The organism is Streptomyces sp. NPDC048718, assembly GCF_043198875.1.
Lineage (GTDB): Bacteria > Actinomycetota > Actinomycetes > Streptomycetales > Streptomycetaceae > Streptomyces.
In genome coordinates this window covers 471,599-493,939 of record NZ_JBICVG010000005.1, presented here as the reverse complement: position 1 = coordinate 493,939, position 22,341 = coordinate 471,599, and the positions used below count along the sequence as shown (strand labels likewise).

Below are 22,341 nucleotides of genomic sequence, written 5' to 3'. Positions count from 1 at the left end.
CGGTCCGGCGTCAGTTGACGGTCGGCGCCGGCGACGGGCCGGTCAGGCCCTTCTCCGCGCGCCAGCCGTCCACGATGGCGGCCTGGAGACCGAACATCTCGGCCTTCTCGTCCGGCTCCTCGTGGTCGTAGCCGAGCAGGTGCAGCACTCCGTGGACGGTGAGCAGCTGAAGCTCCTCGTCCATGGAGTGCCCGGTCGGCGCGTCCTCGCCCTGCTTCTTGGCGACCTCGGGGCAGAGCACGATGTCGCCGAGGAGGCCCTGCGGGGGCTCGGCGTTCTCGTCGTCCTTCGACGGCGGACGCAGTTCGTCCATCGGGAAGGACATGACATCCGTCGGGCCCGGCAGGTCCATCCACTGGATGTGGAGCTCTTCCATCGCCCCGGCGTCCACGACGATCACCGAAAGCTCGGAGAGCGGGTGGATGCGCATGCGCGCGAGTGCGTAGCGGGCGATGTCGAGGATCGCCTGCTCGTCGACCTCGGTGCCGGACTCGTTGTTGACGTCGATCGACATGTGCTGCTGTTTCTACTTCCCGTTGCGGCGTTCCCGACGACCGCCGTCGTGGTCGCGGTCGCGGCTGTCGCGCCCGCTGTCGCTGCGGCTGTCGTACTTCTCGTACGCGTCGACGATACGGCCGACGAGCTTGTGCCGTACGACATCCTGCGACGTGAGCGTGGAGAAGTGCACGTCCTGTACCCCGTCCAGGATGTCCCGGACCTGTCGCAGACCGCTCTTCGTGCCGCCGGGGAGGTCGACTTGGGTGATGTCGCCGGTGATGACGATCTTCGAGTCGAAGCCGAGGCGGGTGAGGAACATCTTCATCTGCTCGGGGTTCGTGTTCTGCGCCTCGTCCAGGATGATGAAAGCATCATTAAGGGTGCGGCCCCGCATATAAGCCAGGGGCGCGACCTCGATCGTTCCGCTCGCCATCAGCTTGGGGATGGAGTCGGGGTCGAGCATGTCGTGCAGCGCGTCGTACAGCGGGCGCAGATACGGGTCGATCTTCTCGTAGAGGGTGCCGGGCAGGAAGCCGAGGCGCTCGCCGGCCTCGACGGCCGGGCGGGTCAGGATGATGCGGGTGACCTGCTTGGACTGGAGCGCCTGCACGGCCTTGGCCATGGCCAGATAAGTCTTGCCGGTACCGGCGGGGCCGATGCCGAAGACGATGGTGTGCTTGTCGATGGCGTCGACATAGCGCTTCTGGTTGAGGGTCTTGGGGCGGATCGTGCGGCCTCGGCTGGAGAGGATGTTCTGGGTGAGGACCTCGGAGGGCGTCTCCTCGGCACCTTCCCTGTCCTCCTTCCGCAGCATGGCGATCGAGCGTTCCACCGCGTCCTCCGTCATCGGCTGACCGGTGCGGAGCACCAGCATCATCTCGTCGAACAAGTGCTGGACGACCGCGACCTCCGTCGCGTCGCCGACCGCGCTGATCTCGTTTCCCCGTACATGTATGTCCGTGGACGGGAACGCCTTCTCGATCACGCGCAGCAAGGCGTCACCGGATCCGAGCACCATCACCATGGGGTGCTTCGCGGGGACGGTGAACTGGGCGCGCGCCTGTCCCGGCGCGGGGGTCTGGGCTGTGGGTGTCCGATTCATGGGCCGGCACTGTGGCCTGCGTAAACCTCCCGAACCAGGGCCCTCGCCGTTCGAGTTCCCTCGGCTTCCCAGCGTACGACTGCTCACTCGCCTCCCAGAAGTCTTTTTGCGGGGAGCGGGGAGGGGCCGGGGAGGGTGGTCGCGGCTCGGGGCGCGGGCGCCGTAGGCCCGCGCCACGGGTCTACGGCGCCGGAGCCGGGCGGAAGCCGATCGTCGGAACGGCCCGGCGCAGCGCCCAGGGGCGGGCCGGGACCGGGAGCAGCCCCTCCAGGAAGGCGTACCGGGCGCGCAGGGCGGCCGGGTCCTGGCCGTCGTACCGCTGCGCCCGCTGCCACCAGGCGGCGATCTCGCCCCAGGTCGGCGCGGACAGGGAACCCCCGAACTCCTGTACGGACAGGGCGGCGGTGAGTCCGGCGAACGCGAGCCGGTCGGCGAGCGGCCAGCCCGCCAGGGTGCCGGTGACGAAGCCGGCCACGAAGACGTCGCCGGCGCCGGTCGGGTCGAGGGCGGCGACCTGGATGGCGGGCACCTCGGCGACCTCGCCGGTGCCGCCGTCGACGGCGTAGGCGCCCTCGGAGCCGAGGGTGACGACGGCGTAGCGGACCTTGTCGGCCAGCGCGCGGGCGGCGGCCCGGGGGCACTCGGTGCGGGTGTAGCGCATGGCCTCGGCGGCGTTCGGGAGGAAGGCCTCGCAGTGCTCCAGGTCGGTGAGGGCGGCCAGGTCCCAGCGGCCGGTGTCGTCCCAGCCGACATCGGCGAAGATCCGGGAGCCGGAACGGGCCGCGCGGGCCACCCACTCCTCCTCCTGGCCGGGCACCAGGGAGGCCACGGCGGCGCGGGCCCGCGGCGGGCAGGCGCGCGCGGAGCCCGCGGCGGTCAGGTCGATGCCGGGGTCGGAGTCGGTGCCGATGCCAGGGGCGGTGCCGATGCCAGGGGCGGTGCCGGGGTCGAGGTCCGCGTCGGCGGGCGGGGCGGCGTGCCCATGGGAGATCATCGTCCGCTCGCCCTCGTAGGCCATGGAGACGGTGACCGGGGAGTGCCAGCCGGCGATGGTGCGGGACAGCGAGAGGTCGATGCCCTCGCCCTGTTCGAGGGCGTCCCAGCAGTACTCGCCGTAGTGGTCGTCGCCGAACGCGGCGGCGAGCGAGGTGCGCAGGCCGAGCCGGGCGAGCGCGGTGGCCATGTTGGCGACGCCGCCGGGGCTGGAGCCCATGCCACGGGCCCAGGACTCGGTGCCGCGGACGGGCGCGCTGTCGAGGCCGGTGAAGATGATGTCGAGGAAGACCGTGCCGGTGAGGAACACGTCGCAGGCCGGATCGCTGGGCGCGCGCAGCAGGCTCAGCGGGTCTACGACGTCGTTGTCGCGTTCGGTCACGGCAGGCTCCCCGGTCGTGGTGCGGCGGCGGACCGGCACCGGTGGCACGCCGGGGGCGTCCGGGGCATCGGATGCGTCGGACGCTTTCGCACGCGTCCGATGCGCCTGATGCGCCTGATGCGTCGGATACCTCGGGCGCACTCGGGCACGGAGGGTGCCACTGGTGTCGATGGTGCCGGTCCGCACAGTGTGCCGGAAGCGGACCCGCAAGGCAGGCCGAACGTGACGAATTCGCCCTGGAATACCCAGCCATTGGAGTTCCAAACCGACCGTGACGCGTATCACAGACTGAATCGGGGGATACCACCTTCTCCGCCACCTCGGTTGCTTGGTACACATGGTCGTGCGACCCGTGAAGCACCGGGCGTCCCTCTCCCCTCCCTGTTCAGTTCCTGGAACGCCCATGTCCTCGCGCCGCCCGCGTGCCCTGGGGGCGCTCGTCGCTCTCGTCTCCCTGTTCACGGCCGGTTACCTCGCCTCGTACCTGCTGCCGACCGTCGTCGGCCGGCTGTCCGAGAGCCTCGGCCTGCGCCCCGCCCACGCCGGCATGGTCGGCTCGGTCCTGCTGCTCTGCTCGGCGTCGGCCGGGTTCACGCTCGCCGGGCGGGTGGAGCGGCTCGGCCCGCGCCGGACGGCGCGGTTCGGGCTCGCGGCGATGGTCGTGGGGTACGGAACGGCGGCGGCCACGGAGCTGTTGCCGCTGGTCGTGGCGGGCGCGATGGTCGGCGGCTTCGGCTCGGGTACGTCGACGGCGGTCGCGGCCTCGGGCATCGCGGGCCGGCCCGATCCGCAGCGGGGGTCCACCCTCGGTCTGCTGTCGGTGTCCGCGACGGCGGGCGCGCTGTATCTGACGCTGCCCCGGTTGGGCGGCGGCCACGCGCTGCCGTTCCTGGCGATCGCGGGTGTCGCGGTGCTCGTGTCCCCGGCGACCCGGTGGCTGCCGGGGCCGGGCCGGGGCGTGCTGGACGCGGCGCCGCAGGGCGCGGGGATGGCCCTGGGATCGGGTGCGGGCGGGGGCGCGGGAATGGGTGCGAAGCCGCTGCCCGCGCGGTCGGCCGGGCTGGCGCTGGCGGGCGCGATCGTCTTCTGGTCGATGGCGCAGAACGCGCTGTGGGGTGTGAGCGGCCGGATCGGTATCACCCGGGCGGGTCTGTCCGAGGTGACCCTCGGACTGGTGTTCGCGGTGGCACTCGGGGCGGGGCTCGCCGGAGTCCTCACGGCGGGCGCGCTCGGCTCGCGGCTCGGCCGGGCGGTGCCCATCGGCGGCGGTACGGTGCTGATCTCGGCGTGCGTGCTGCTCAGCGCGACCGCGGCGGACCCAGTGTCCTTCGCGACCGGCGAGATCCTCTGGAACGCGGTCTACCCGGTCGTCCTGTCGTACCTCCTCGGCCTCGCCGCCACGCTGGACGCGCGCGGCCGGTGGGCGGTCCTGGTCGGCTCGGCCTCGTCGCTCGGCGTGGCCTGCGGGCCGGTCACCGGCAGCCTGCTGTCGGAGGCGGCGGGCTACCCGGGCATGGGCCTCACCCTGAGCGTGCTGCTGCTCATGGCCGGACTGCCGATGACGGCGGTCGCCCGGCACGCCTCCGGCCGCCCGCTGGTCCCCGGCTCCATCCGCCGCCGCGGCGGCGCTCCGGCGGCGTTCCTGGCGGGCACCTCCCCCGCGCCGCCGTCCCTGCTCCCCCAGATCGGCACCCCGGAGGCGCAGGTCACCCCGATCCGCGTCGCCTCCCGGGGCCGCCGCCTGGCCCAGTCGGCCTTCCGCCTGGCGCGGCCGAGCTCGCGGGGGTGAGGGCGGGGACTACCAGCGGTGCCAAACTCCGGTGGGAGCGGCATCACTGGCGACGCTGTGATCATCTCCCGCGTCGAAGAACAGGGCCCAGGACACCAGGCCGTCCCCGACGCGCTGCGCGCCCAGTTCGAGCTGGAAACCGTGGCAGCACGGATCCCCGCCCGCACCGAACCGGAGGCCGGTGCCGTGGGCGATCGCGTGGGCTTCCATCTCTCCGGCCAGTTCCGACGGCACCCGGCCGATGAGCCGGATCCCCTCGCAGGTCACCTGCGGGCCTCGGCGTCCGTCCACGACGACGTAGGCCAGTTCTCCGTCCGTGAGGAAGTAGCACTCGACGGCGGACAGGCCGGAAAGGCCGTCTTCCTTGACGAATCCCACCGGGTCCCACCGCGCGCCGTGCCCGGCGCGCTTGGGGGTGAAGCCGTGCGCGGCCAGGGCCGCGACGGCCTCCGCCTCGCTCATGTCCATGCGGAGAGGGCCCAGGGTCCGCCCGGGAACGTAGACCCACTGGTCCCGCTCCGCGTCCGGAAGTACCGGCCACATGCCCAGATACGCGTCCATGCCCATCAGATGATGATCACACCCCGAGAACGGAACAGGAGGCGGAGGACCCCACGGCTGCACCCCGGGACCGTACCTGTCGGTGGTGCCGATGCCCGGTTGCCGGTGCCGGTGCCGGGCCGTGCCGGGTGTGGTGTCACCGGGTTGTAGGCTCCCGGCGGCCGGAAGAGCGGCCCCGGCGCCTGCGCCGTGTCCCGCGCCCGGCCTTCTCCGACACCGACGGGAGTTCTCATGAACAGATGGACGGCCTGCGCGGCCGTCGTCGCGGGCACGGCGCTTCTCGTCCTCTACCTGACCGATGTCGTCGCCACCGTGCCCTACTCGGTCTTCGCCGTCCTCGCAGGCACGGCCCTCGTTATCGACGGACTCCGGAAGCTGTACCGCCTCCGGCGCCCGCCGAAGCCCCGGGACCCGGCCGGGTAGGACAGGACCGGACCGGACGGGCCTGCATCGGGCCTGGATCGGGCCTGAATCAGGCCAGGTAGAAGTCGTACGCCTCGACCTCCGCCAGGTACCTCTCCCGGCGGTCCTCGTCGTCGTCCAGGAAGGACGCCAGGAAGGAGTTGCGGGCCAGGGTCCGCAGCTGGTCCGGGGTGAGGGACAGGGCGTCGCGCACCGCGTCGAAGTTGTCCCCGACGTAGCCGCCGAAGTACGACGGGTCGTCCGAGTTGACCGTCGCCATCAGCCCCGCCGCCAGCATCTCCCGCAGCGGGTGGTCGCCGATCTTGTCGATGGCGCGCAGCCGCACGTTCGACAGCGGGCACAGCGTCAGCGGCGTCCGCTCCCGCACCAGCCGCTCGACCAGCTCCGGGTCCTCCATGCAGCGCAGACCGTGGTCGACCCGCTCCACGCCGAGGACGTCGAGGGCCTCGCGGATGTACTCCGCCGGGCCCTCCTCGCCCGCGTGCGCGACGCGTCGCAGACCGAGCCGCGCGGCCTCCTCGTACACCTCGCGGAACTTCGCCGGCGGGTGCCCGACCTCGGCCGAGTCGAGCCCGACCCCGGTGATCCGGTCCAGGTACGGGCCGGCGGCCCGCAGCGTCTCCATCGCCGACTCGGCCGACTCGTCGCGCAGGAAGCACATGATCAGCCGGGTCGAGATGCCGAACCGCTCCTCGGCGCGGTCCAGGGACGCGCCCAGGCCCTCGATGACGGTGCCGATCGGCACCCCGCGGGCCGTGTGCGCCTGCGGGTCGAAGAAGATCTCGGCGTGCCGCACGCCCTGCGCCGCGGCCCGCGCCAGATAGGCGTCGGCCAGCTCGGTGAAGTCGTCGGCGGTGCGCAGCACGGCCATCAGGGCGTAGTACAGGTCCAGGAAGGACTGGAGGTCGTCGAAGCGGTACGCCTCGCGCAGGGCCTCGGTGTCGGCGTACGGCAGGGTGACGCCGTTGCGCGCGGCGAGGGCGAAGGCCAGCTCGGGTTCGAGGGTGCCTTCGATGTGCAGGTGCAGTTCAGCCTTGGGGAAAGCCATGGGGGGTGCCGTTCTGTCTCTTCGGTCTGGCTCGGCGTCGGTCTGTCTTGACGTCGGTCTTGAGGTCGGTCGGTCTCGACGCCGGTGGGTCTCGACACCGGTCGGTCTATCGCTTCGGTACGGGGACCGTCACCAGGTCCTGGGCGATGGTCAGTTCGCCCGTGAACCCGGCCGCCCTCGCCTGCCGTTCGAACTCCGCCGGATCGGTGTACCGCTGCGAGAAGTGGGTGAGGACCAGGTGCCGTACGCCCGCGTCCCGCGCGACCGCCGCGGCCTGGCCGGCCGTCAGATGGCCGTGGTCGGTGGCGAGCCGGACGTCCTCGTCGAGGAAGGTCGACTCGATGACGAGCAGATCGGCGCCGTCGGCGAGCGTGTGCACACCGTCGCACAGCCGGGTGTCCATGATGAACGCGACCCGCTGCCCGCGCCGGACCTCACTGACCTCCTCCAGCGTGACGCCGCGCAGGACGCCCTCGCGCTGGAGCCGGCCCACGTCGGGGCCCTCGATACCGTGCGCGGCGAGCCGCTCGGGCAGTATGCGGCGCCCGTCCGGCTCGACGAGGCGGTAGCCGTACGACTCCACGGGGTGGGAGAGCAGGGCGGCTTCGAGCGTGTACGCGTCGGTGACCGCGAGCGGCCCGTCGGCGGCGACGGGTGCCTCGGTCAGCCGGACGGTCTCGCGGTACGCCGTGGCGTACCGCAGCCGCTCGAAGTACCGCTGTCCGCTCGCCGGGTAGTGCGCGACGACCGGGTGCGGGACCTGGTCGAGGTTGATCCGCTGGATCACCCCGGCCAGACCGAGCGAGTGGTCGCCGTGGAAGTGCGTGACGCAGATCCGGTTCAGGTCGTGCGCCGCGACCCCGGCACGCAGCATCTGGCGCTGCGTGCCCTCGCCGGGGTCGAAGAGGATGCCCTGCCCGTCCCAGCGCAGCAGATAACCGTTGTGGTTGCGGTGCCGGGTCGGGACCTGGCTGGCCGTGCCGAGGACGACCAGTTCACGTGCGGACAAGGGGGTGCTCCGGACCTATCCGGGCGGCCAGTTGAGGCCGCGGCCGCCCAGCACGTGGGCGTGCGCGTGGAAGACGGTCTGGCCCGCGCCGGCCCCGGTGTTGAGGACGATGCGGTAGCCGCTGCCGTCCACCTTCTCCGCCTCGGCGACCTCTCCGGCCACGCGCAGCACGTCGGCGGCGACGGCCGGCGCACCGGCCGCGAGGGAGGCGGCGTCGGGGTAGTGGGCGCGCGGGATCACGAGCACGTGGGTGGGCGCCTGCGGGTTGATGTCCCGGAACGCGACGGTCGTCTCCGTCTCGCGCACGATCGTCGCCGGGACCTCCCCCGCCACGATCTTGCAGAACAGGCAGTCGCTCTGCGGCTCTCCGGCCATGGCCTCGTCCTCCTCGCCTCGGTCGAACTCGAACTCGATCTCGAACTTGATCGCGATCACACGTACACGCGCATGCTATCGGGGGCCTCCGACAGCGCCGCCGGACCGTCCCCCGGTCCTCACGCCCCCGGCCGGGGCCCGTACTCGCCCGCCTACACCTACGCCTACGCCTACGACCAGCGACCTGTGCGGCCGAGGACGAGCGCGGTGGCCGCCGTGCCTGCCGTGGAGGTGCGCAGGACGCTGGGCCCGAGCCGGTACGGCCGGGCGCCCGCCTCCTCGAACAGCGCCAGCTCCTCCGGGGAGACGCCCCCCTCCGGCCCGACGACGAGCACGATCGTCCCCTCGCGCGGGAGTTCGGCGGTGGCGAGGGCCTCGCTCGGGTGGTCGCGGTCCTCGTGCAGCACGGCGGCGAAGTCGGCGCCCGCGAGCAGCGCGGCGACCTGCTTGGACGTCATCAGCTCGGCGACCTCGGGGAACCGGGTGCGGCGCGACTGCTTGCCGGCCTCACGGGCGGTGCTGCGCCACTTGGTGAGGGCCTTCTGCCCGCGCTCGCCCTTCCACTGGGTGATGCAGCGGGACGCGGCCCACGGCACGATCGCGTCGACGCCGGTCTCCGTCATGGTCTCGACGGCCAGTTCCCCGCGGTCGCCCTTGGGCAGGGCCTGGACGACGGTGATCGAGGGCGCCGGCTCGGGCTCCTCGTTCAGCGCGGACGTCTCCACGGTCAGCCGGTCCTTGCCCTCCACGGCGGACACCACGCCCTCGACCCAGCGGCCCCGGCCGTCGGTCAGGACGACGTCCTCGCCCGGCTGGAGCCGCTTCACGGAGACGGCGTGCCGGCCCTCGGGCCCGTCCAGGACGAACAGACGGGTACCGGGAAGAGTGTCGACGACGAAGACGGGTGCGGTCACGAAGTGCTCCTGGGACTGATGCTGCCGGTGATGCCAGTGGTGCCGGGGGTACCGGGTGTACCGGAGAGGCCGGAGGTATCGGTAGTACCACCGGGGGTGTCGGTGCCGCCGTAGAGCGCGGTGTGGAGTTCCTCGGCCAGCACCTCCACCAGCCGGCCGGCCGGCAGCTCCCGGGCCAGCCGGTGCCCCTGCCCGGCCCACAGCGCCATGGCCTGCGGGTCCCCGACCGCCGCGGCGGCCCGCCGCAGCGGGGAGGTGAGGTGGTGGACCTCGGGGTACGCGGCCGGGGCGTACGGCCCGTGCTCGCGCATGAACCGGTTCACCAGACCGCGCGCCGGACGCCCGGAGAACGCCCGGGTCAGCTCGGTACGGGTGAACAGGGCGGTGAGGGCCGGATCGGTCAGGGCCCGCTTGTGCAGCGGGTGCGCCCCGGACTCCGGGCAGACGAGGAAGGCGGTGCCGAGCTGGGCCGCGTCGGCGCCCGCCGCGAGGACGGCGGCGATCTGCCGGCCGCGCATGATCCCGCCGGCGGCGATGATCGGCAGCCGGACCCGCTCCCGTACCTCCGTGATCAGCGGCAGCAGCGCGCTGCCGCTGCCCGCCGACGGCCCGTCGGCGGGATCGTCGCGATGGGTGCCCTGGTGGCCGCCGGCCTCGGTGCCCTGCACGCCGATCGCGGCGGCGCCGGCCCGCTCGGCCGTCCGGGCCTCCTCAACGGAGGTGGCGGTGACGATCGTGTACGTGCCGGCCCGGGCGAACGCGTCGAGCACGTCGCGGTCGGGGCAGCCGAAGGTGAAGGAGACGACCGGCACGGGGTCGTCGAGAAGGATCGCCAGCTTGGCGTCGTACGCGTCGTCGCGGCCCTGGTCGGGATCGCCCAGCGCGGTCTCGTACCAGCCCGCCTCGCCGGCCAGCTGGTGCCGGTAGACCTCGACGGCGGCCGGATCGGCCGGCTGGTCGCGCGGCGGGACGAACAGATTGACCCCGAAGGGCCGCGCGGTAAGCCCGCGGACCTGCTTGATCTCCTGGTACAGCCCGCCGGCGGTCTTGTACCCGCCCGCCAGGAAACCGAGCGCGCCCGCCTCGCAGACGGCGCCGACGAGATCCGGGCAGGATCCGCCGCCGGCCATGGGGGCCTGCACGATCGGATACCGGGAGAGATCGTTCAGCGCGGTGGACATGCGGGCATCGTTTCATGCCACCGCGAGCGCGCCGAATCCGTGGGCGGGGACGAGCCGGGGCGAACGGGGTACGCGCGAGGGGCGGCCCGCACGATGTGCGGACCGCCCCTCGGAAGACCTTGCCGGAGACGGGCCCTCACAGGATCCACCGTCCGTTGAAGGCGTCCTTCAGCCGCGAGAACAGCCCCTGCTGCCCGGGCTGACTGTGCCGACCCGGGGGGCGACCCCCGGACCCCCGGCAGAGCGCCTACCGTCCGTTGAAGGCGTCCTTCAGCCGCGAGAACAGCCCCTGCTGCCCAGGCTGGAACTGCCCCGTGGGCCGTTCCTCTCCCCGCAGCTTGGCCAGTTCGCGCAGCAGCCGCTCCTGCTCGGCGTCGAGCTTCGTCGGGGTCTGGACCTCGACGTGCACGATCAGGTCGCCGCGGCCGTTGCCGCGCAGGTGGGTGACGCCTCGGCCGTGCAGCGGGACCGACTGGCCGGACTGGGTGCCGGGCCGGATGTCGATCTCCTCGACACCGTCAAGCGTCGTCAGCGGCACCTTGGTGCCGAGCGCGCCCGCCGTCATCGGGATGGTCACCGTGCAGTGCAGGTCGTCGCCGCGCCGCTGGAAGACCTCGTGCGGAAGCTCGTGGATCTCGACGTACAGGTCGCCGGCGGGGCCGCCGCCGGGGCCGACCTCGCCCTCGCCCGCGAGCTGGATACGGGTGCCGTTGTCGACACCGGCGGGGATCTTGACCGTGAGGGTACGGCGCGAGCGCACCCGGCCGTCGCCCGCGCACTCGGGGCACGGGGTCGGGACGACGGTGCCGAAGCCCTGACACTGCGGACACGGGCGCGAGGTCATGACCTGGCCCAGGAAGGACCGGGTGACCTGGGAGACCTCACCGCGGCCGCGGCACATGTCACAGGTCTGCGCCGAGGTCCCGGGGGCGGCACCCTCGCCGGAGCACGTGGTGCAGACCACGGCCGTGTCGACCTGGATGTCCTTGGTGGTGCCGAAGGCCGCCTCGTCGAGGGTGATCTCCAGGCGGATCATCGCGTCCTGGCCGCGCCGGGTACGCGAACGCGGGCCGCGCTGGGACGCCGTACCGAAGAAGGCGTCCATGATGTCCGAGAAGTTCCCGAAGCCGCCCGCGCCGAAGCCGCCGGCACCACCGGCGCCGCCGGAGGCGGACAGGGGGTCGCCGCCGAGGTCGTAGACCTGCTTCTTCTGCGGGTCGGAGAGCACCTCGTAAGCGGCGTTGATCTCCTTGAACCGCTCCTGGGTCTTCGGGTCCGGGTTCACGTCCGGGTGGAGCTCACGGGCGAGGCGGCGGAAGGCCTTCTTGATCTCGTCCTGTGAAGCGTCGCGGCGCACGCCGAGTACGGCGTAGTAGTCCGTGGCCACTTACGACTCCGCCAGGATCTGTCCGACGTAACGTGCCACTGCGCGTACCGCTCCCATCGTTCCGGGGTAGTCCATGCGGGTCGGTCCGACCACGCCGAGTTTGGCGACTGCCTCGCCGCCCGAACCGTAGCCGACCGAGACGACGGATGTGGACGTGAGTCCCTCATGGGCGTTCTCGTGCCCGATCCGTACGGTCATGCCCGATTCCTGGGCCTCGCCGAGCAGCTTGAGGAGCACGACTTGCTCCTCCAGAGCTTCAAGGACGGGCCTGATCGTCAGGGGGAAATCGTGCCCGAAGCGGGTCAGATTGGCGGTGCCGCCGATCATGAGCCGTTCCTCGCGCTGTTCGACGAGGGTTTCGAGCAGGGTGGCGAGGACCGTCGAGACGGTACCTCGGTCCTCCATGTCCTCGAAGGATTCCGGCAGATCCTGCACCAGCTGCGGCACGTCGGCGAAACGGCGGCCGACGACCCGGCTGTTGAGCCGGGCCCGCAGATCGGCGAGGGAGTTCTCGCCGAACGGCGCGGGACAGTCGACGACCCGCTGCTCGACCCGGCCGGTGTCCGTGATGAGCACGAGCATGAGCCGGGCGGGCGCCAGCGAGAGCAGTTCCACATGCCGCACCGTCGAACGGGTCAGCGAAGGGTACTGCACGACGGCGACCTGCCGGGTCAGCTGCGCGAGCAGCCGGACCGTGCGGGCGACGACGTCGTCGAGGTCGACGGCGCCGTCGAGGAAGTTGTGGATCGCCCGCCGCTCGGGGGTCGACAGCGGCTTGACGCCGGCCAGACGGTCGACGAAGAGGCGATAGCCCTTGTCGGTGGGGATGCGGCCGGCGCTGGTGTGCGGCTGGGCGATGAAGCCCTCGTCCTCCAGGACCGCCATGTCGTTGCGGACGGTGGCGGGGGACACGCCGAGCTTGTGACGCTCGGTGAGCGCCTTGGAGCCGACCGGCTCCTCCGTCCCGACGTAGTCCTGGACGATCGCGCGCAGCACTTCGAGTCTGCGTTCACTGAGCATCGCGCGCACCTCCAGCTGTCGTTCCGGTTCCGCTTGCCCCGCTTTTGGCACTCAACCTGTTCGAGTGCCAGGAATCCACCCGCAAGTGTAAGGCGGCGGACGTCGCTCCTGGCAAGGAGGCGGGCTGGGCACCCTTCGAACAGTTAGCGTCCCACCATGGATATCGACTGGGACGGGCACGGCTGGGAAGGGCTCGGCGAGGGGGTCGGGCGGCGCCGGCTGCCTGGCTGGGACGCCACGGTGGGCCTGGTGACGGGGCGGGACGGGGTCCTGCTGTACGACACCGGCTCGACGCTCGCCGAGGGAGCCGAGCTGCGGGAGCAGGTGAGCTCTCTCACGGGTGGGCGGAGCGTGACACATGTCGCACTCGGTCATCCACACTTCGACCACGTGTTCGGCACGGCGGCCTTTCCGGGGGCCGAGGTCTACGGGGCGGCGGGCCTGGCCGCGCTGCTGCGCCGGGAGGCGGCCGAGCTGCGGACGGACGCGGTACGGCACGGGGTGGACGCGGGGGCCGCCGCCGAGGCCGCGGCGGCGCTGGTCGCACCGGGGCACGAGGTCGCGGGGGAACTGGTACTCGACCTGGGCGGCCGGCGGGTGGTCCTCGCGAACGCGGGGCCCGGCCACTCGGGCCACGACCTGGCCATGCTGGTGCCCGGCACCCCGGCGGTGGTCTTCTGCGGCGACCTGGTCGAGGAGTCCGGCGAACCGCAGGCCGGACCGGACGCGCTGCCCGCCCGCTGGCCGGCCGCCGTCGACCGGCTGCTGGAGCTGGGCGGCGAGGACGCGCGGTACGTGCCGGGGCACGGGGCAGTGGTGGACGCCGCGTTCGTACGACGCCAGCGCGCGGAACTGGCACGGCGCGCCGCGGTGTCGTAGCGTCCCCGGAATGCGCAGCTACCAGCCCGATCTGACGCCCCCTTGGAAGCGCTCGGCGCCCGTGCCGGAGGTTTCGGCGGAGCGCGATCTGGTCGTCGAGGAGGCCGGAACGGGATTCTGCGGGGCGGTGATCCGCTGCGAGGCGGGCACGGTGACCCTGGAGGACCGGTTCGGCAAGCACCGGGTCTTCCCGATGGAGCCGCGCGGCTTCCTCATCGACGGCCGGCCCGTCACCCTGGTCCGCCCGACCGGCCCCGCACCGACCCGGCCCACCCGCACCGCGTCGGGCTCGGTCGCGGTCCGGGGCACCCGGGCGCGGATCGCCCGGGCGGGCCGCATCTACGTCGAGGGCCGCCACGACGCCGAGCTGGTGGAACGGGTCTGGGGCGACGACCTGCGCATCGAGGGCGTCGTCGTGGAGTACCTGGAGGGCGTCGACGACCTCCCGTCCCTCGTCGCCGACTTCGCCCCGGCCCCGGACGCGCGCCTCGGCGTCCTGGTCGACCACCTGGTCCCGGGCTCCAAGGAGTCCCGCATCGCGGCCCAGGTCACCTCCCCGGACGTCCTGGTCGTCGGCCACCCGTACATCGACGTCTGGGAGGCCGTGAAGCCGTCCTCGGTGGGCATCCCCGCCTGGCCGGCGGTCCCGCGAGGCCAGGACTGGAAGACGGGCGTCTGCCACGCCCTGAACTGGCCGGCCAACACGGGCGCGGCCTGGCAGCACATCCTCTCCCGCGTGCACTCCTACAAGGACCTGGAGCCGGCGCTGCTGGGCAGGGTGGAGGAACTGATCGACTTCGTGACGGCCCCGTAGTCCTCAGCCGAAGACCGCCCCCACTTTCCCTTCCCCGCCCCCTCCCCACCCCCTCCACCACCCCCCACCCACCGGCGCGGCCCCACCCACCCCACTCAAGCGGGAGGGGTGCGGGGCGGTGCGCCACGACGCGGACGGGAGCGGGGGCCGGGGAGGGGGTGGTGTTCGGAACGTAAAGCGTGATTTGTGGCGCGGAAAAAGAACGCTTCACGCACTACAAAGGGCTCCGCGCCGTAAATCATGCAGTGCAGAACACGAGCCCCCGGACCGGCCCCCGCGCACCCACCACAACCCCAGCGCACCGCACCAGCACCCCGAACGCGCCCCGCACCACCACGCCACGCCACGCCCCGCCCACCCGCACAGCGCAGCGCCCCGCACCACCGCCCCGCACAGCAGCGCGCAGCGCTACGCGCCCAACCTCAGTCCACCAGGTCCCGCACCACCGCGTCCGCCAGCAACCGCCCCCGCAACGTCAGCACCGCCCGCCCCGCCTCGTAAGCGCCCGCGTCCAGCAGCCCGTCCCCCAGAGCCCGCCCCGCGGCCTCCCGTCCCGCCGCCTTGAGCAGCCCGAGTTCGACGCCTTCCCGCAGCCGGAGTTCCAGGAGGACCCGTTCGACCCGCCGGTCCTCGTCGGTGAGGATTTCCCGTCCGGCGCCGGGCGAGCGTCCTTCGCCGAGGGCGGCCGCGTACGCGCCGGGGTGTTTCACGTTCCACCAGCGGACGCCGCCGACGTGGCTGTGGGCGCCGGGTCCGGCGCCCCACCAGTCGGCGCCGCGCCAGTACAGCTCGTTGTGGTGGCAGCGGCCGGCTTCGGAGGTGGCCCAGTTGGAGACTTCGTACCAGTCGAAGCCGGCCTGGGTGAGGACGTCTTCGGCGATGAGGTACCGGTCGGCGTGGACGTCGTCGTCGGTCATGGGTATCTCGCCGCGCCGGATGCGCCGGGCGAGCTGGGTGCCTTCTTCGACGATGAGCGCGTAGGCGCTGATGTGGTCGGGTCCGGCGCCGATGGCGGCGTCGAGGGAGGCACGCCAGTCGTCGTCGGTCTCGCCGGGGGTGCCGTAGATGAGGTCGAGGTTGACGTGGTCGAAGCCGGCGGCGTGTGCTTCGGCGACGCAGGCTTCGGGCCGGCCGGGGGTGTGGCTGCGGTCGAGGATCTTCAGGACGTGCTGCCGGGCGCTCTGCATGCCGAAGGAGACGCGGTTGTAGCCGCCGGCGCGCAGTTCGGCGAGGTAGGCCGGGTCGACGGAGTCGGGGTTGGCCTCGGTGGTGATCTCGGCGTCGTCGGCGAGTCCGAATTCATCGCGGATGGCGGCGAGCATGCGGACGAGGTCGGCGGCGGGCAGCAGGGTGGGGGTGCCGCCGCCGACGAAGACGGTCTGGACGGGGCGCGGGTCGTCGCCGAGGGTCTTGCGGGCGAGCCGTATCTCCTCGGTGATCTGGCCGGCGTAGTTCTCGCGGGAGGCGAGGACACCGCCGGCACCGCGCAGCTCGCTCGCGGTGTAGGTGTTGAAGTCGCAGTAGCCGCAGCGGGTGGCGCAGTACGGCACGTGCAGGTAGAAGCCGAGCGGTCGCTCCCCCGCACCGTCCAGGGCGTGCGCGGGCAGCGCTCCGTCCTCGGGCATGGGCTCACCATCGGGCAGTACGGAAGGCATGCCGCCATTGTCCCGTACCGCCCGGGGTGCGCCCCAGCCCTGTGGATAACTTCACGCGCACCCCGGCCCCCGGCCCGCGGCGGCCTCGCGCGGGTGCTCCGGGGGAACCTCGGAAGAAGAACCCCGAAGCCCCCGCAGACCTACCCGGAACTCCACCCGGCCCCGCGAAACCCGCAGGTCAGGCCTCCCGCGCGCCCGCGTACATCTCCTCGATCAGGTGCTGGTAGGTCCGCTCGACCACCGGCCGCTTCATCTTCAGGCTCGGGGTCAGCTCGCCGTGCTCGACGTCGAGGTCGCGCGGCAGCAGCCGGAACTTCTTGATCGTCTGCCAGCGCTGGAGGCCCTCGTTGAGGCGGGCGACGTACCCCTCGATGAGCTTCTGGGTCTGCGGGGCGGCGACGACCTCCGCGTACGTCTTGCCGCCGAGGCCGTTCTCGGCGGCCCAGCCGAGCACGGAGGGCTCGTCGAGGGCGATGAGCGCGGTGCAGTAGTTCCGGTCGGCGCCGAGGACGATCATGTTGGAGACGAACGGGCAGACGGCCTTGAACTGGCCCTCGACCTCGGTCGGCGCGATGTACTTGCCGCCGGAGGTCTTGAACAGGTCCTTCTTGCGGTCGGTGATCCGCAGATAGCCGTCGTTGGACAGTTCGCCGATGTCGCCGGTGTGGAACCAGCCGTCCGGTTCCAGGACCTCGGCGGTCTTCTCGGGCAGGCCGTGGTAGCCCTCCATGATGCCGGGGCTGCGCAGCAGGATCTCGCCGTCCTCGGCGATGCGGACCTCGGTGCCGGGCAGCGGCTTGCCGACGGTGCCGGTGCGGTAGGCCTCGCCGGGGTTGACGAAGGACGCGGCGGAGGACTCGGTGAGGCCGTAGCCCTCCATGATGTGGATGCCGGCGCCGGAGAAGAAGTAGCCGATCTCGGGGGCGAGGGCGACGGAGCCGGAGACGGCGGCGCGCAGCCGGCCGCCGAACGCCTCGCGCAGCTTCGAGTAGACGAGCGCGTCGGCGACCTTGTGCTTGGCGGTGAGGCCGAAGGGCGCGGTGGCGGCGCCGGTGCGGCGGAAGTTGTCCTGGCTGACCTTGGCGTACTCGCGGGCGACGCCGGCCGCCCACTGGAAGATCTTGTACTTGGCCGCACCGCCCTCGCGGGCCTTGGCGGCGACGCCGTTGTAGACCTTCTCGAAGATGCGCGGGACGGCGGCCATGTAGGTGGGCTGGACGATCGGCAGATTGACGATGATCTTGTCGATCCGGCCGTCGACGGCGGTGACGTGCCCGATCTCGATCTGCCCGGAAGTGAGCACCTTGCCGAAGACATGGGCCAGCGGCAGCCACAGGTACTGGATGTCCTCGCTGGTGAGCAGGCCGGTGGCGGCGATCGCCTTGGCCATGTACGACCAGCTGTCGTGGCGCAGCCGGACGCCCTTGGGGCGGCCGGTGGTGCCCGAGGTGTAGATGAGGGTGGCGAGCTGGTCGGAGGTGAGGGCGGCGACCCGCTCCTTGACGATCTCCGGGTGACGGTCCAGATAGGCCGCGCCGCGCGCCTCCAGGTCGGCGAGGGTCAGCACCCAGTCGTCGGAGGTGTCGGCGCCTTCGGGGTCGATGACGACGACGTGGTGGAGCTGGGGCAGCTCGGCGCGGCGCTCGACGGCCTTGGCCAGCTGCTCGGCGTTCTCGGCGATGAGGACGCGGGAGCCGGAGTCGGAGAGGATGAACGCCGACTCCTCGGCGTTGGTCTGCGGGTAGACGGTGGTGACGGCGGCACCGGCGCACATGACGCCGAGGTCGGCGAGGATCCACTCGACACGGGTGGCGGAGGCGAGGGCGACCCGCTCCTCGGGCGCGACACCGAGGTCGATGAGTCCGGCTGCGATGGCGTGGACGCGCTGGGCGGCCTCGGCCCAGGTGAGCGACTTCCAGTCGTCGGGGCCCTGGCCGGACGCGGCGGGCACCGGGTAGCGGTAGGCCTCCGCGTCGGGGGTCCGCTCGACGCGCTCCAGGAAGAGGGCGGCCACGGACGGCGGCCGGTTCTCGATCAGGGTCTGTGTGTCGCTCACGACGTCCTCCGGGCGGCGGCGGTGCGGTCAGGCGGGGGCGCCGCGGGCGGGGGGACGCGTGCGGCGCGGGTGGCAGCGCGGGGACGCGCCGCGTATCTAACTCACGAGTAACCTTCGAGCGGCTTCAGGGTAGAGGCCCGGGGACGGGTGCGTAAGGGCTTGCTTATAACGAACGGGTCTGCGCACCAGTGGTGCGCAGACCCGTTCACGGCCCGCTCGCGGGGTATCCGCGGCGTTTCGGGGACTACTTCTTCGGCTTGGCGGCCGCGGAGTCGTCGCTCGACAGGACGGCGATGAAGGCCTCCTGCGGGACCTCCACGGAGCCGACCATCTTCATCCGCTTCTTGCCTTCCTTCTGCTTCTCCAGCAGCTTCCGCTTACGGGAGATGTCACCGCCGTAGCACTTGGCGAGGACGTCCTTGCGGATGGCGCGGATGGTCTCACGGGCGATGACCCGGGCGCCGATCGCGGCCTGGACCGGCACCTCGAAGCTCTGCCTCGGGATGAGCTCCTTGAGCTTGGCGACGAGCCGGACACCGTAGGCGTACGCCTGGTCCTTGTGCGTGATCGCCGAGAAGGCGTCGACCTTGTCGCCGTGCAGCAGGATGTCGACCTTGACCAGGGAGCTGCTCTGCTCGCCGGTGGGCTCGTAGTCGAGCGAGGCGTAGCCGCGGGTCTTGGACTTCAGCTGGTCGAAGAAGTCGAAGACGATCTCGGCCAGCGGCAGGGTGTAGCGGATCTCGACCCGGTCCTCGGACAGGTAGTCCATGCCGAGCATGGTGCCGCGCCGGGTCTGGCACAGCTCCATGATCGCGCCGATGAACTCGGAGGGGGCGAGGATCGTGGCGCGCACGACCGGCTCGTACACCTCGTCGATCTTGCCCTCGGGGAACTCGCTCGGGTTGGTGACCGTGTGCTCGGCGCCGTCCTCCATGACCACGCGGTAGACCACGTTCGGGGCGGTCGCGATGAGGTCCAGGCCGAACTCGCGCTCCAGGCGCTCGCGGATCACGTCGAGGTGGAGCAGGCCGAGGAAACCGACGCGGAAGCCGAAGCCGAGCGCGGCGGAGGTCTCCGGCTCGTAGACCAGCGCGGCGTCGTTGAGCTGGAGCTTGTCCAGGGCCTCGCGCAGCTCCGGGTAGTCGGAGCCGTCCAGCGGATACAGACCGGAGAAGACCATCGGCTTCGGGTCCTTGTAGCCGCCCAGGGCCTCTTCGGCGCCCTTGGACTGGGAGGTGATCGTGTCACCCACCTTGGACTGGCGGACGTCCTTCACACCGGTGATCAGGTAGCCCACCTCGCCGACGCCGAGGCCGTCGGCCGGCAGCATCTCGGGCGAGTTGGTGCCGATCTCCAGCAGCTCGTGGGTCGCGCCGGTCGACATCATCCGGATGCGCTCGCGCTTGTTGAGCTGGCCGTCGACGACACGGACGTACGTGACGACACCGCGGTACGAGTCGTACACCGAGTCGAAGATCATCGCGCGGGCCGGGGCGTCGGCGACGCCGACGGGGGCCGGGACGTCCCGGACGACGCGGTCGAGCAGCGCCTCGACGCCCATGCCGGTCTTCGCGGAGACCTTGAGGACGTCCTCCGGCTGGCAGCCGATGAGGTTGGCCAGCTCCTCGGCGAACTTCTCCGGCTGGGCGGCCGGCAGGTCGATCTTGTTGAGGACCGGAACGATGGTGAGCTCGTTCTCCATGGCCAGGTAGAGGTTGGCCAGGGTCTGCGCCTCGATGCCCTGGGCGGCGTCCACCAGCAGGACCGTGCCCTCGCACGCGGCGAGCGAGCGCGACACCTCGTAGGTGAAGTCGACGTGCCCGGGGGTGTCGATCATGTTCAGGATGTGCGTACGGCCCTGCTCCGGCCCCTCGGTGGGGGCCCAGGGCAGCCGGACCGCCTGGGACTTGATCGTGATGCCGCGCTCACGCTCGATGTCCATCCGGTCGAGATACTGGGCACGCATCTGCCGCTGGTCGACCACACCGGTCAGCTGGAGCATCCGGTCGGCGAGCGTGGACTTGCCGTGGTCGATGTGCGCGATGATGCAGAAGTTGCGGATCAGAGCCGGGTCGGTACGGCTCGGCTCGGGCACGTTGGTAGGAGTCGCGGGCACGCAGGGTTCTCGTCTCGGGCGGTGTTCGGAACGGGTACGTAGCCACCATCGTCCCATGGCCGCGGGCCAACGGTCGGTTTGGGCGGTGTGGGGGGCGGCTGATAACGTGGACAGCTGTGTCTCGTATGCCCTCTCAGCTGCGGGGCGCATCCTCAAGAAACATCGAACCTGTAAAGGCTCTTTCGTGGCGAACATCAAGTCCCAGATCAAGCGGAACAAGACCAACGAGAAGGCGCGCCTGCGCAACAAGGCCGTCAAGTCGTCGCTCAAGACCGCGATCCGCAAGGCCCGTGAGGCTGTCGCCGCCGGCGACCTCGAGAAGGCCACCGTTGCCGCTCGTGCCGCCTCGCGTCAGCTCGACAAGGCTGTCTCGAAGGGTGTCATCCACAAGAACGCCGCCGCCAACAAGAAGTCGGCGCTGGCGATCAAGGTTTCCTCCCTCCAGGGCTGAGCTCTGATGTGACCGGCCGCACGGGATCCAGCGGGCCCTCTACCCCGCTCCCGGACGGCCACCCCGGCCACGTACGCGAGACGCGTTCGCCACGCGTGTACGGGCCACCACAAGCGTGAACCGAGGGCCCCGTCCCTCTCCTTCCCCAGGAGAGCGGCGGGGCCCTCGGCGTTGTCCGCTTAGCCCTGTGCCCGCGCGCCCTCGGATCGAGGGCGCGCGGGCACAGGGGTCTACGGGTGTGTTCCGTACGTGCGCTCCGTACGGAAGACCGGGCAGCAGGCGTCCTGGCCGGGGCCGGCTCAGCCGGTCCTGAAGGCCCCGAGGCCGAAGCTCCGGTCCCGCGGCCTTTCGCCCTTGCGGTCTTTCGGTCAGGCGCGGCGCATCCGGGCGGCGCGGGCGATGGCCACGACGGCCTTCTCCAGGGCGTACTCGGGATCGTCGCCGCCTCCCTTCACCCCCGCGTCGGCCTCCGCGACCGCGCGCAGGGCGACGGAGACGCCGTCCGGGGTCCAGCCGCGCATCTGCTGGCGGACCCGGTCGATCTTCCACGGGGGCATACCCAGCTCGCGCGCGAGATCGGCGGGCCGGCCGCCTCGGGCGGAGGAGAGCTTGCCGATGGCGCGGACGCCTTGGGCGAGCGCGCTGGTGATCAGCACGGGAGCGACGCCGGTCGACAGCGACCAGCGCAGGGCCTCCAGGGCCTCGGCGGCGCGGCCCTCGACGGCCCGGTCGGCCACCGTGAACGACGAGGCCTCGGCGCGCCCGGTGTAGTAGCGCGCGACGACCGCCTCGTCGATGGTGCCGTCGACGTCCGCCGTCAGCTGTGCCACGGCGGAGGCCAGCTCCCGCAGATCGCTGCCGATCGCGTCGACGAGCGCCTGGCACGCCTCGGGCGTCGCCGAACGGCCCAGGGACCGGAACTCCTGCCGGACGAACGTCAGCCGCTCCGCCGGCTTCGTCGTCTTCGGGCAGGCCACCTCGCGGGCGCCCGCCTTGCGGGCCGCCTCCAGGAGCCCCTTGCCCTTGGCGCCGCCGGCGTGCAGCACCACCAGGGTGATCTCGTCGGCCGGATCGTCCAGGTAGGCCTTGATCTCCTTGATCGTGTCGGCCGGCAGGTCCTGCGCGTTCCGCATGACCAGGACCTTGCGCTCGGAGAACAGCGAGGGGCTGGTCAGCTCCGCGAGCGCGCCGGGCTGGAGCTGCTCGGGGGCGAGGTCGCGCACATCGGTGTCGGCGTCGGCGGCCCGGGCGGCCGCCACCACCTCACGGACCGCGCGGTCGAGCAGCAGGTCCTCCTGGCCCACGGCGAGCGTGACGGGGGCGAGGAGATCGTCGGAGGAAGACTTCTTGGTGGCCATCGCGTTCCAGCATCCCACGCGCCACCGACAGCCCCTTCCCGCGCCGGCGGGCCGATCGCCGAGAATGTGCGGGTGAGCGATGTGAGACACGTACTGGTCCTGCCCGACCGCGACGCGGCCGAGGAGGTCGCCGCCGAACTGCCCGACCGGTTCGGCGTCGCGGAGGAGCCGCAGCTCGTCCGCGACGCCCTGGCGGGCGAGGACGACGCCGAGGACGCCCAGTGGCTGGTGGTGGTCGAGGACCCGGACGGCCGCCTCGACCCCGCGGACCTCGACTCCCTGGCATCCGAGTACGAGGGCTGGCTGGAGGTCCCGTAGGACCTGCCTGCC

The 22,341-nt window shown here is 71.9% G+C and carries 21 protein-coding genes; 6 read left to right on the top strand and 15 right to left on the bottom strand.

Going from position 1 to position 22,341, the window contains the following annotated elements; translation table 11 throughout:
- Window positions 1-10: 10 nt before the first annotated feature.
- From ybeY to ACGFRB_RS12800, 3 genes are all read right to left on the bottom strand, one after another.
- Window positions 11-514 (bottom strand): rRNA maturation RNase YbeY, encoded by a 504-nt coding sequence (ybeY, locus tag ACGFRB_RS12810; protein ID WP_361230362.1) that lies wholly within the window; start codon window positions 512-514, stop codon window positions 11-13.
- A 12-nt stretch (window positions 515-526) separates the two neighbouring features.
- Window positions 527-1,600: a PhoH family protein gene (locus ACGFRB_RS12805; protein WP_363006397.1), complete on the bottom strand. Its 1,074-nt coding sequence runs from the start codon at window positions 1,598-1,600 to the stop codon at window positions 527-529.
- Between the two features lie 181 nt (window positions 1,601-1,781).
- Window positions 1,782-2,975: a carbohydrate kinase family protein gene (locus ACGFRB_RS12800; protein ID WP_393242481.1), complete on the bottom strand. Its 1,194-nt coding sequence runs from the start codon at window positions 2,973-2,975 to the stop codon at window positions 1,782-1,784.
- A 403-nt stretch (window positions 2,976-3,378) separates the two neighbouring features.
- Here ACGFRB_RS12800 and ACGFRB_RS12795 point away from each other — a divergent pair, with 403 nt between their 5' ends.
- The gene (locus ACGFRB_RS12795) at window positions 3,379-4,764 is read left to right on the top strand and encodes an MFS transporter (RefSeq protein ID WP_393242478.1); all 1,386 of its coding nucleotides are present in this window, start codon (window positions 3,379-3,381) and stop codon (window positions 4,762-4,764) included.
- 9 nt (window positions 4,765-4,773) lie between these two features.
- On the opposite strand, the gene ACGFRB_RS12790 is transcribed toward ACGFRB_RS12795, so the two are convergent.
- The gene (locus ACGFRB_RS12790; protein ID WP_393242475.1) at window positions 4,774-5,331 is read right to left on the bottom strand and encodes a hypothetical protein; all 558 of its coding nucleotides are present in this window, start codon (window positions 5,329-5,331) and stop codon (window positions 4,774-4,776) included.
- A gap of 225 nt (window positions 5,332-5,556) precedes the next feature.
- Here ACGFRB_RS12790 and ACGFRB_RS12785 point away from each other — a divergent pair, with 225 nt between their 5' ends.
- Entirely contained in the window at window positions 5,557-5,748 is a 192-nt protein-coding gene (locus tag ACGFRB_RS12785; RefSeq protein ID WP_393242472.1) for a hypothetical protein, read from the top strand.
- Between the two features lie 49 nt (window positions 5,749-5,797).
- On the opposite strand, the gene ACGFRB_RS12780 is transcribed toward ACGFRB_RS12785, so the two are convergent.
- The 7 genes from ACGFRB_RS12780 to hrcA all read right to left on the bottom strand — a co-directional run bounded on the left by ACGFRB_RS12780 (window position 5,798) and on the right by hrcA (window position 12,682).
- Window positions 5,798-6,796, bottom strand: a complete 999-nt coding sequence (locus tag ACGFRB_RS12780) for an adenosine deaminase (RefSeq protein WP_393242469.1) — start codon at window positions 6,794-6,796, stop codon at window positions 5,798-5,800.
- A gap of 106 nt (window positions 6,797-6,902) precedes the next feature.
- Entirely contained in the window at window positions 6,903-7,805 is a 903-nt protein-coding gene (locus tag ACGFRB_RS12775) for a ribonuclease Z (protein ID WP_393242466.1), read from the bottom strand.
- A gap of 15 nt (window positions 7,806-7,820) precedes the next feature.
- Window positions 7,821-8,180 (bottom strand): histidine triad nucleotide-binding protein, encoded by a 360-nt coding sequence (locus tag ACGFRB_RS12770; RefSeq protein WP_363006610.1) that lies wholly within the window; start codon window positions 8,178-8,180, stop codon window positions 7,821-7,823.
- Between the two features lie 170 nt (window positions 8,181-8,350).
- On the bottom strand, window positions 8,351-9,094 hold the full coding sequence (locus ACGFRB_RS12765) for a 16S rRNA (uracil(1498)-N(3))-methyltransferase (protein ID WP_393242463.1): 744 nt from the start codon (window positions 9,092-9,094) through the stop codon (window positions 8,351-8,353).
- Window positions 9,091-10,275 (bottom strand): nitronate monooxygenase, encoded by a 1,185-nt coding sequence (locus ACGFRB_RS12760; RefSeq protein ID WP_393242460.1) that lies wholly within the window; start codon window positions 10,273-10,275, stop codon window positions 9,091-9,093. Before ACGFRB_RS12760 ends, ACGFRB_RS12765 begins: the two co-directional genes overlap by 4 nt.
- 247 nt (window positions 10,276-10,522) lie before the next feature.
- Window positions 10,523-11,662, bottom strand: coding sequence for a molecular chaperone DnaJ (gene dnaJ / locus ACGFRB_RS12755; RefSeq protein WP_363006413.1), 1,140 nt, complete (start codon window positions 11,660-11,662; stop codon window positions 10,523-10,525).
- Window positions 11,663-12,682 (bottom strand): heat-inducible transcriptional repressor HrcA, encoded by a 1,020-nt coding sequence (gene hrcA, locus ACGFRB_RS12750; protein ID WP_393242457.1) that lies wholly within the window; start codon window positions 12,680-12,682, stop codon window positions 11,663-11,665.
- Between the two features lie 156 nt (window positions 12,683-12,838).
- On the opposite strand from hrcA, the gene ACGFRB_RS12745 reads away from it, so the two are divergent.
- Both ACGFRB_RS12745 and ACGFRB_RS12740 read left to right on the top strand, forming a co-directional pair.
- Window positions 12,839-13,561 (top strand): MBL fold metallo-hydrolase, encoded by a 723-nt coding sequence (locus tag ACGFRB_RS12745; protein WP_393242454.1) that lies wholly within the window; start codon window positions 12,839-12,841, stop codon window positions 13,559-13,561.
- 10 nt (window positions 13,562-13,571) lie between these two features.
- Complete coding sequence (locus ACGFRB_RS12740) at window positions 13,572-14,375, top strand: DUF3097 domain-containing protein (protein ID WP_363006419.1); 804 nt, start codon at window positions 13,572-13,574, stop codon at window positions 14,373-14,375.
- Window positions 14,376-14,797: 422 nt separating this feature from the next.
- On the opposite strand, the gene hemW is transcribed toward ACGFRB_RS12740, so the two are convergent.
- The 3 genes from hemW to lepA all read right to left on the bottom strand — a co-directional run bounded on the left by hemW (window position 14,798) and on the right by lepA (window position 20,202).
- A complete protein-coding gene (gene hemW / locus ACGFRB_RS12735; protein ID WP_361230400.1) occupies window positions 14,798-16,030 on the bottom strand; it encodes a radical SAM family heme chaperone HemW in 1,233 nt (410 codons plus the stop codon).
- A 178-nt stretch (window positions 16,031-16,208) separates the two neighbouring features.
- Window positions 16,209-18,086 carry an AMP-dependent synthetase/ligase gene (locus ACGFRB_RS12730; protein WP_393242449.1) on the bottom strand — a complete coding sequence of 626 codons (1,878 nt, stop codon included), beginning with the start codon at window positions 18,084-18,086 and terminating at the stop codon, window positions 16,209-16,211.
- A 244-nt stretch (window positions 18,087-18,330) separates the two neighbouring features.
- Window positions 18,331-20,202: a translation elongation factor 4 gene (gene lepA / locus ACGFRB_RS12725; protein ID WP_363006425.1), complete on the bottom strand. Its 1,872-nt coding sequence runs from the start codon at window positions 20,200-20,202 to the stop codon at window positions 18,331-18,333.
- 184 nt (window positions 20,203-20,386) lie between these two features.
- Between lepA and rpsT the strand changes: the two genes are divergently transcribed.
- Window positions 20,387-20,653, top strand: a complete 267-nt coding sequence (gene rpsT, locus ACGFRB_RS12720; protein WP_030760878.1) for a 30S ribosomal protein S20 — start codon at window positions 20,387-20,389, stop codon at window positions 20,651-20,653.
- Window positions 20,654-21,021: 368 nt separating this feature from the next.
- Here the strand turns inward: rpsT and holA are convergent, their stop codons facing one another.
- Window positions 21,022-22,011: a DNA polymerase III subunit delta gene (gene holA, locus ACGFRB_RS12715; protein ID WP_393242444.1), complete on the bottom strand. Its 990-nt coding sequence runs from the start codon at window positions 22,009-22,011 to the stop codon at window positions 21,022-21,024.
- A 72-nt stretch (window positions 22,012-22,083) separates the two neighbouring features.
- Between holA and ACGFRB_RS12710 the strand changes: the two genes are divergently transcribed.
- A complete protein-coding gene (locus tag ACGFRB_RS12710) occupies window positions 22,084-22,329 on the top strand; it encodes a hypothetical protein (protein ID WP_361230411.1) in 246 nt (81 codons plus the stop codon).
- The last annotated feature ends 12 nt before the right edge of the window (window positions 22,330-22,341 follow it).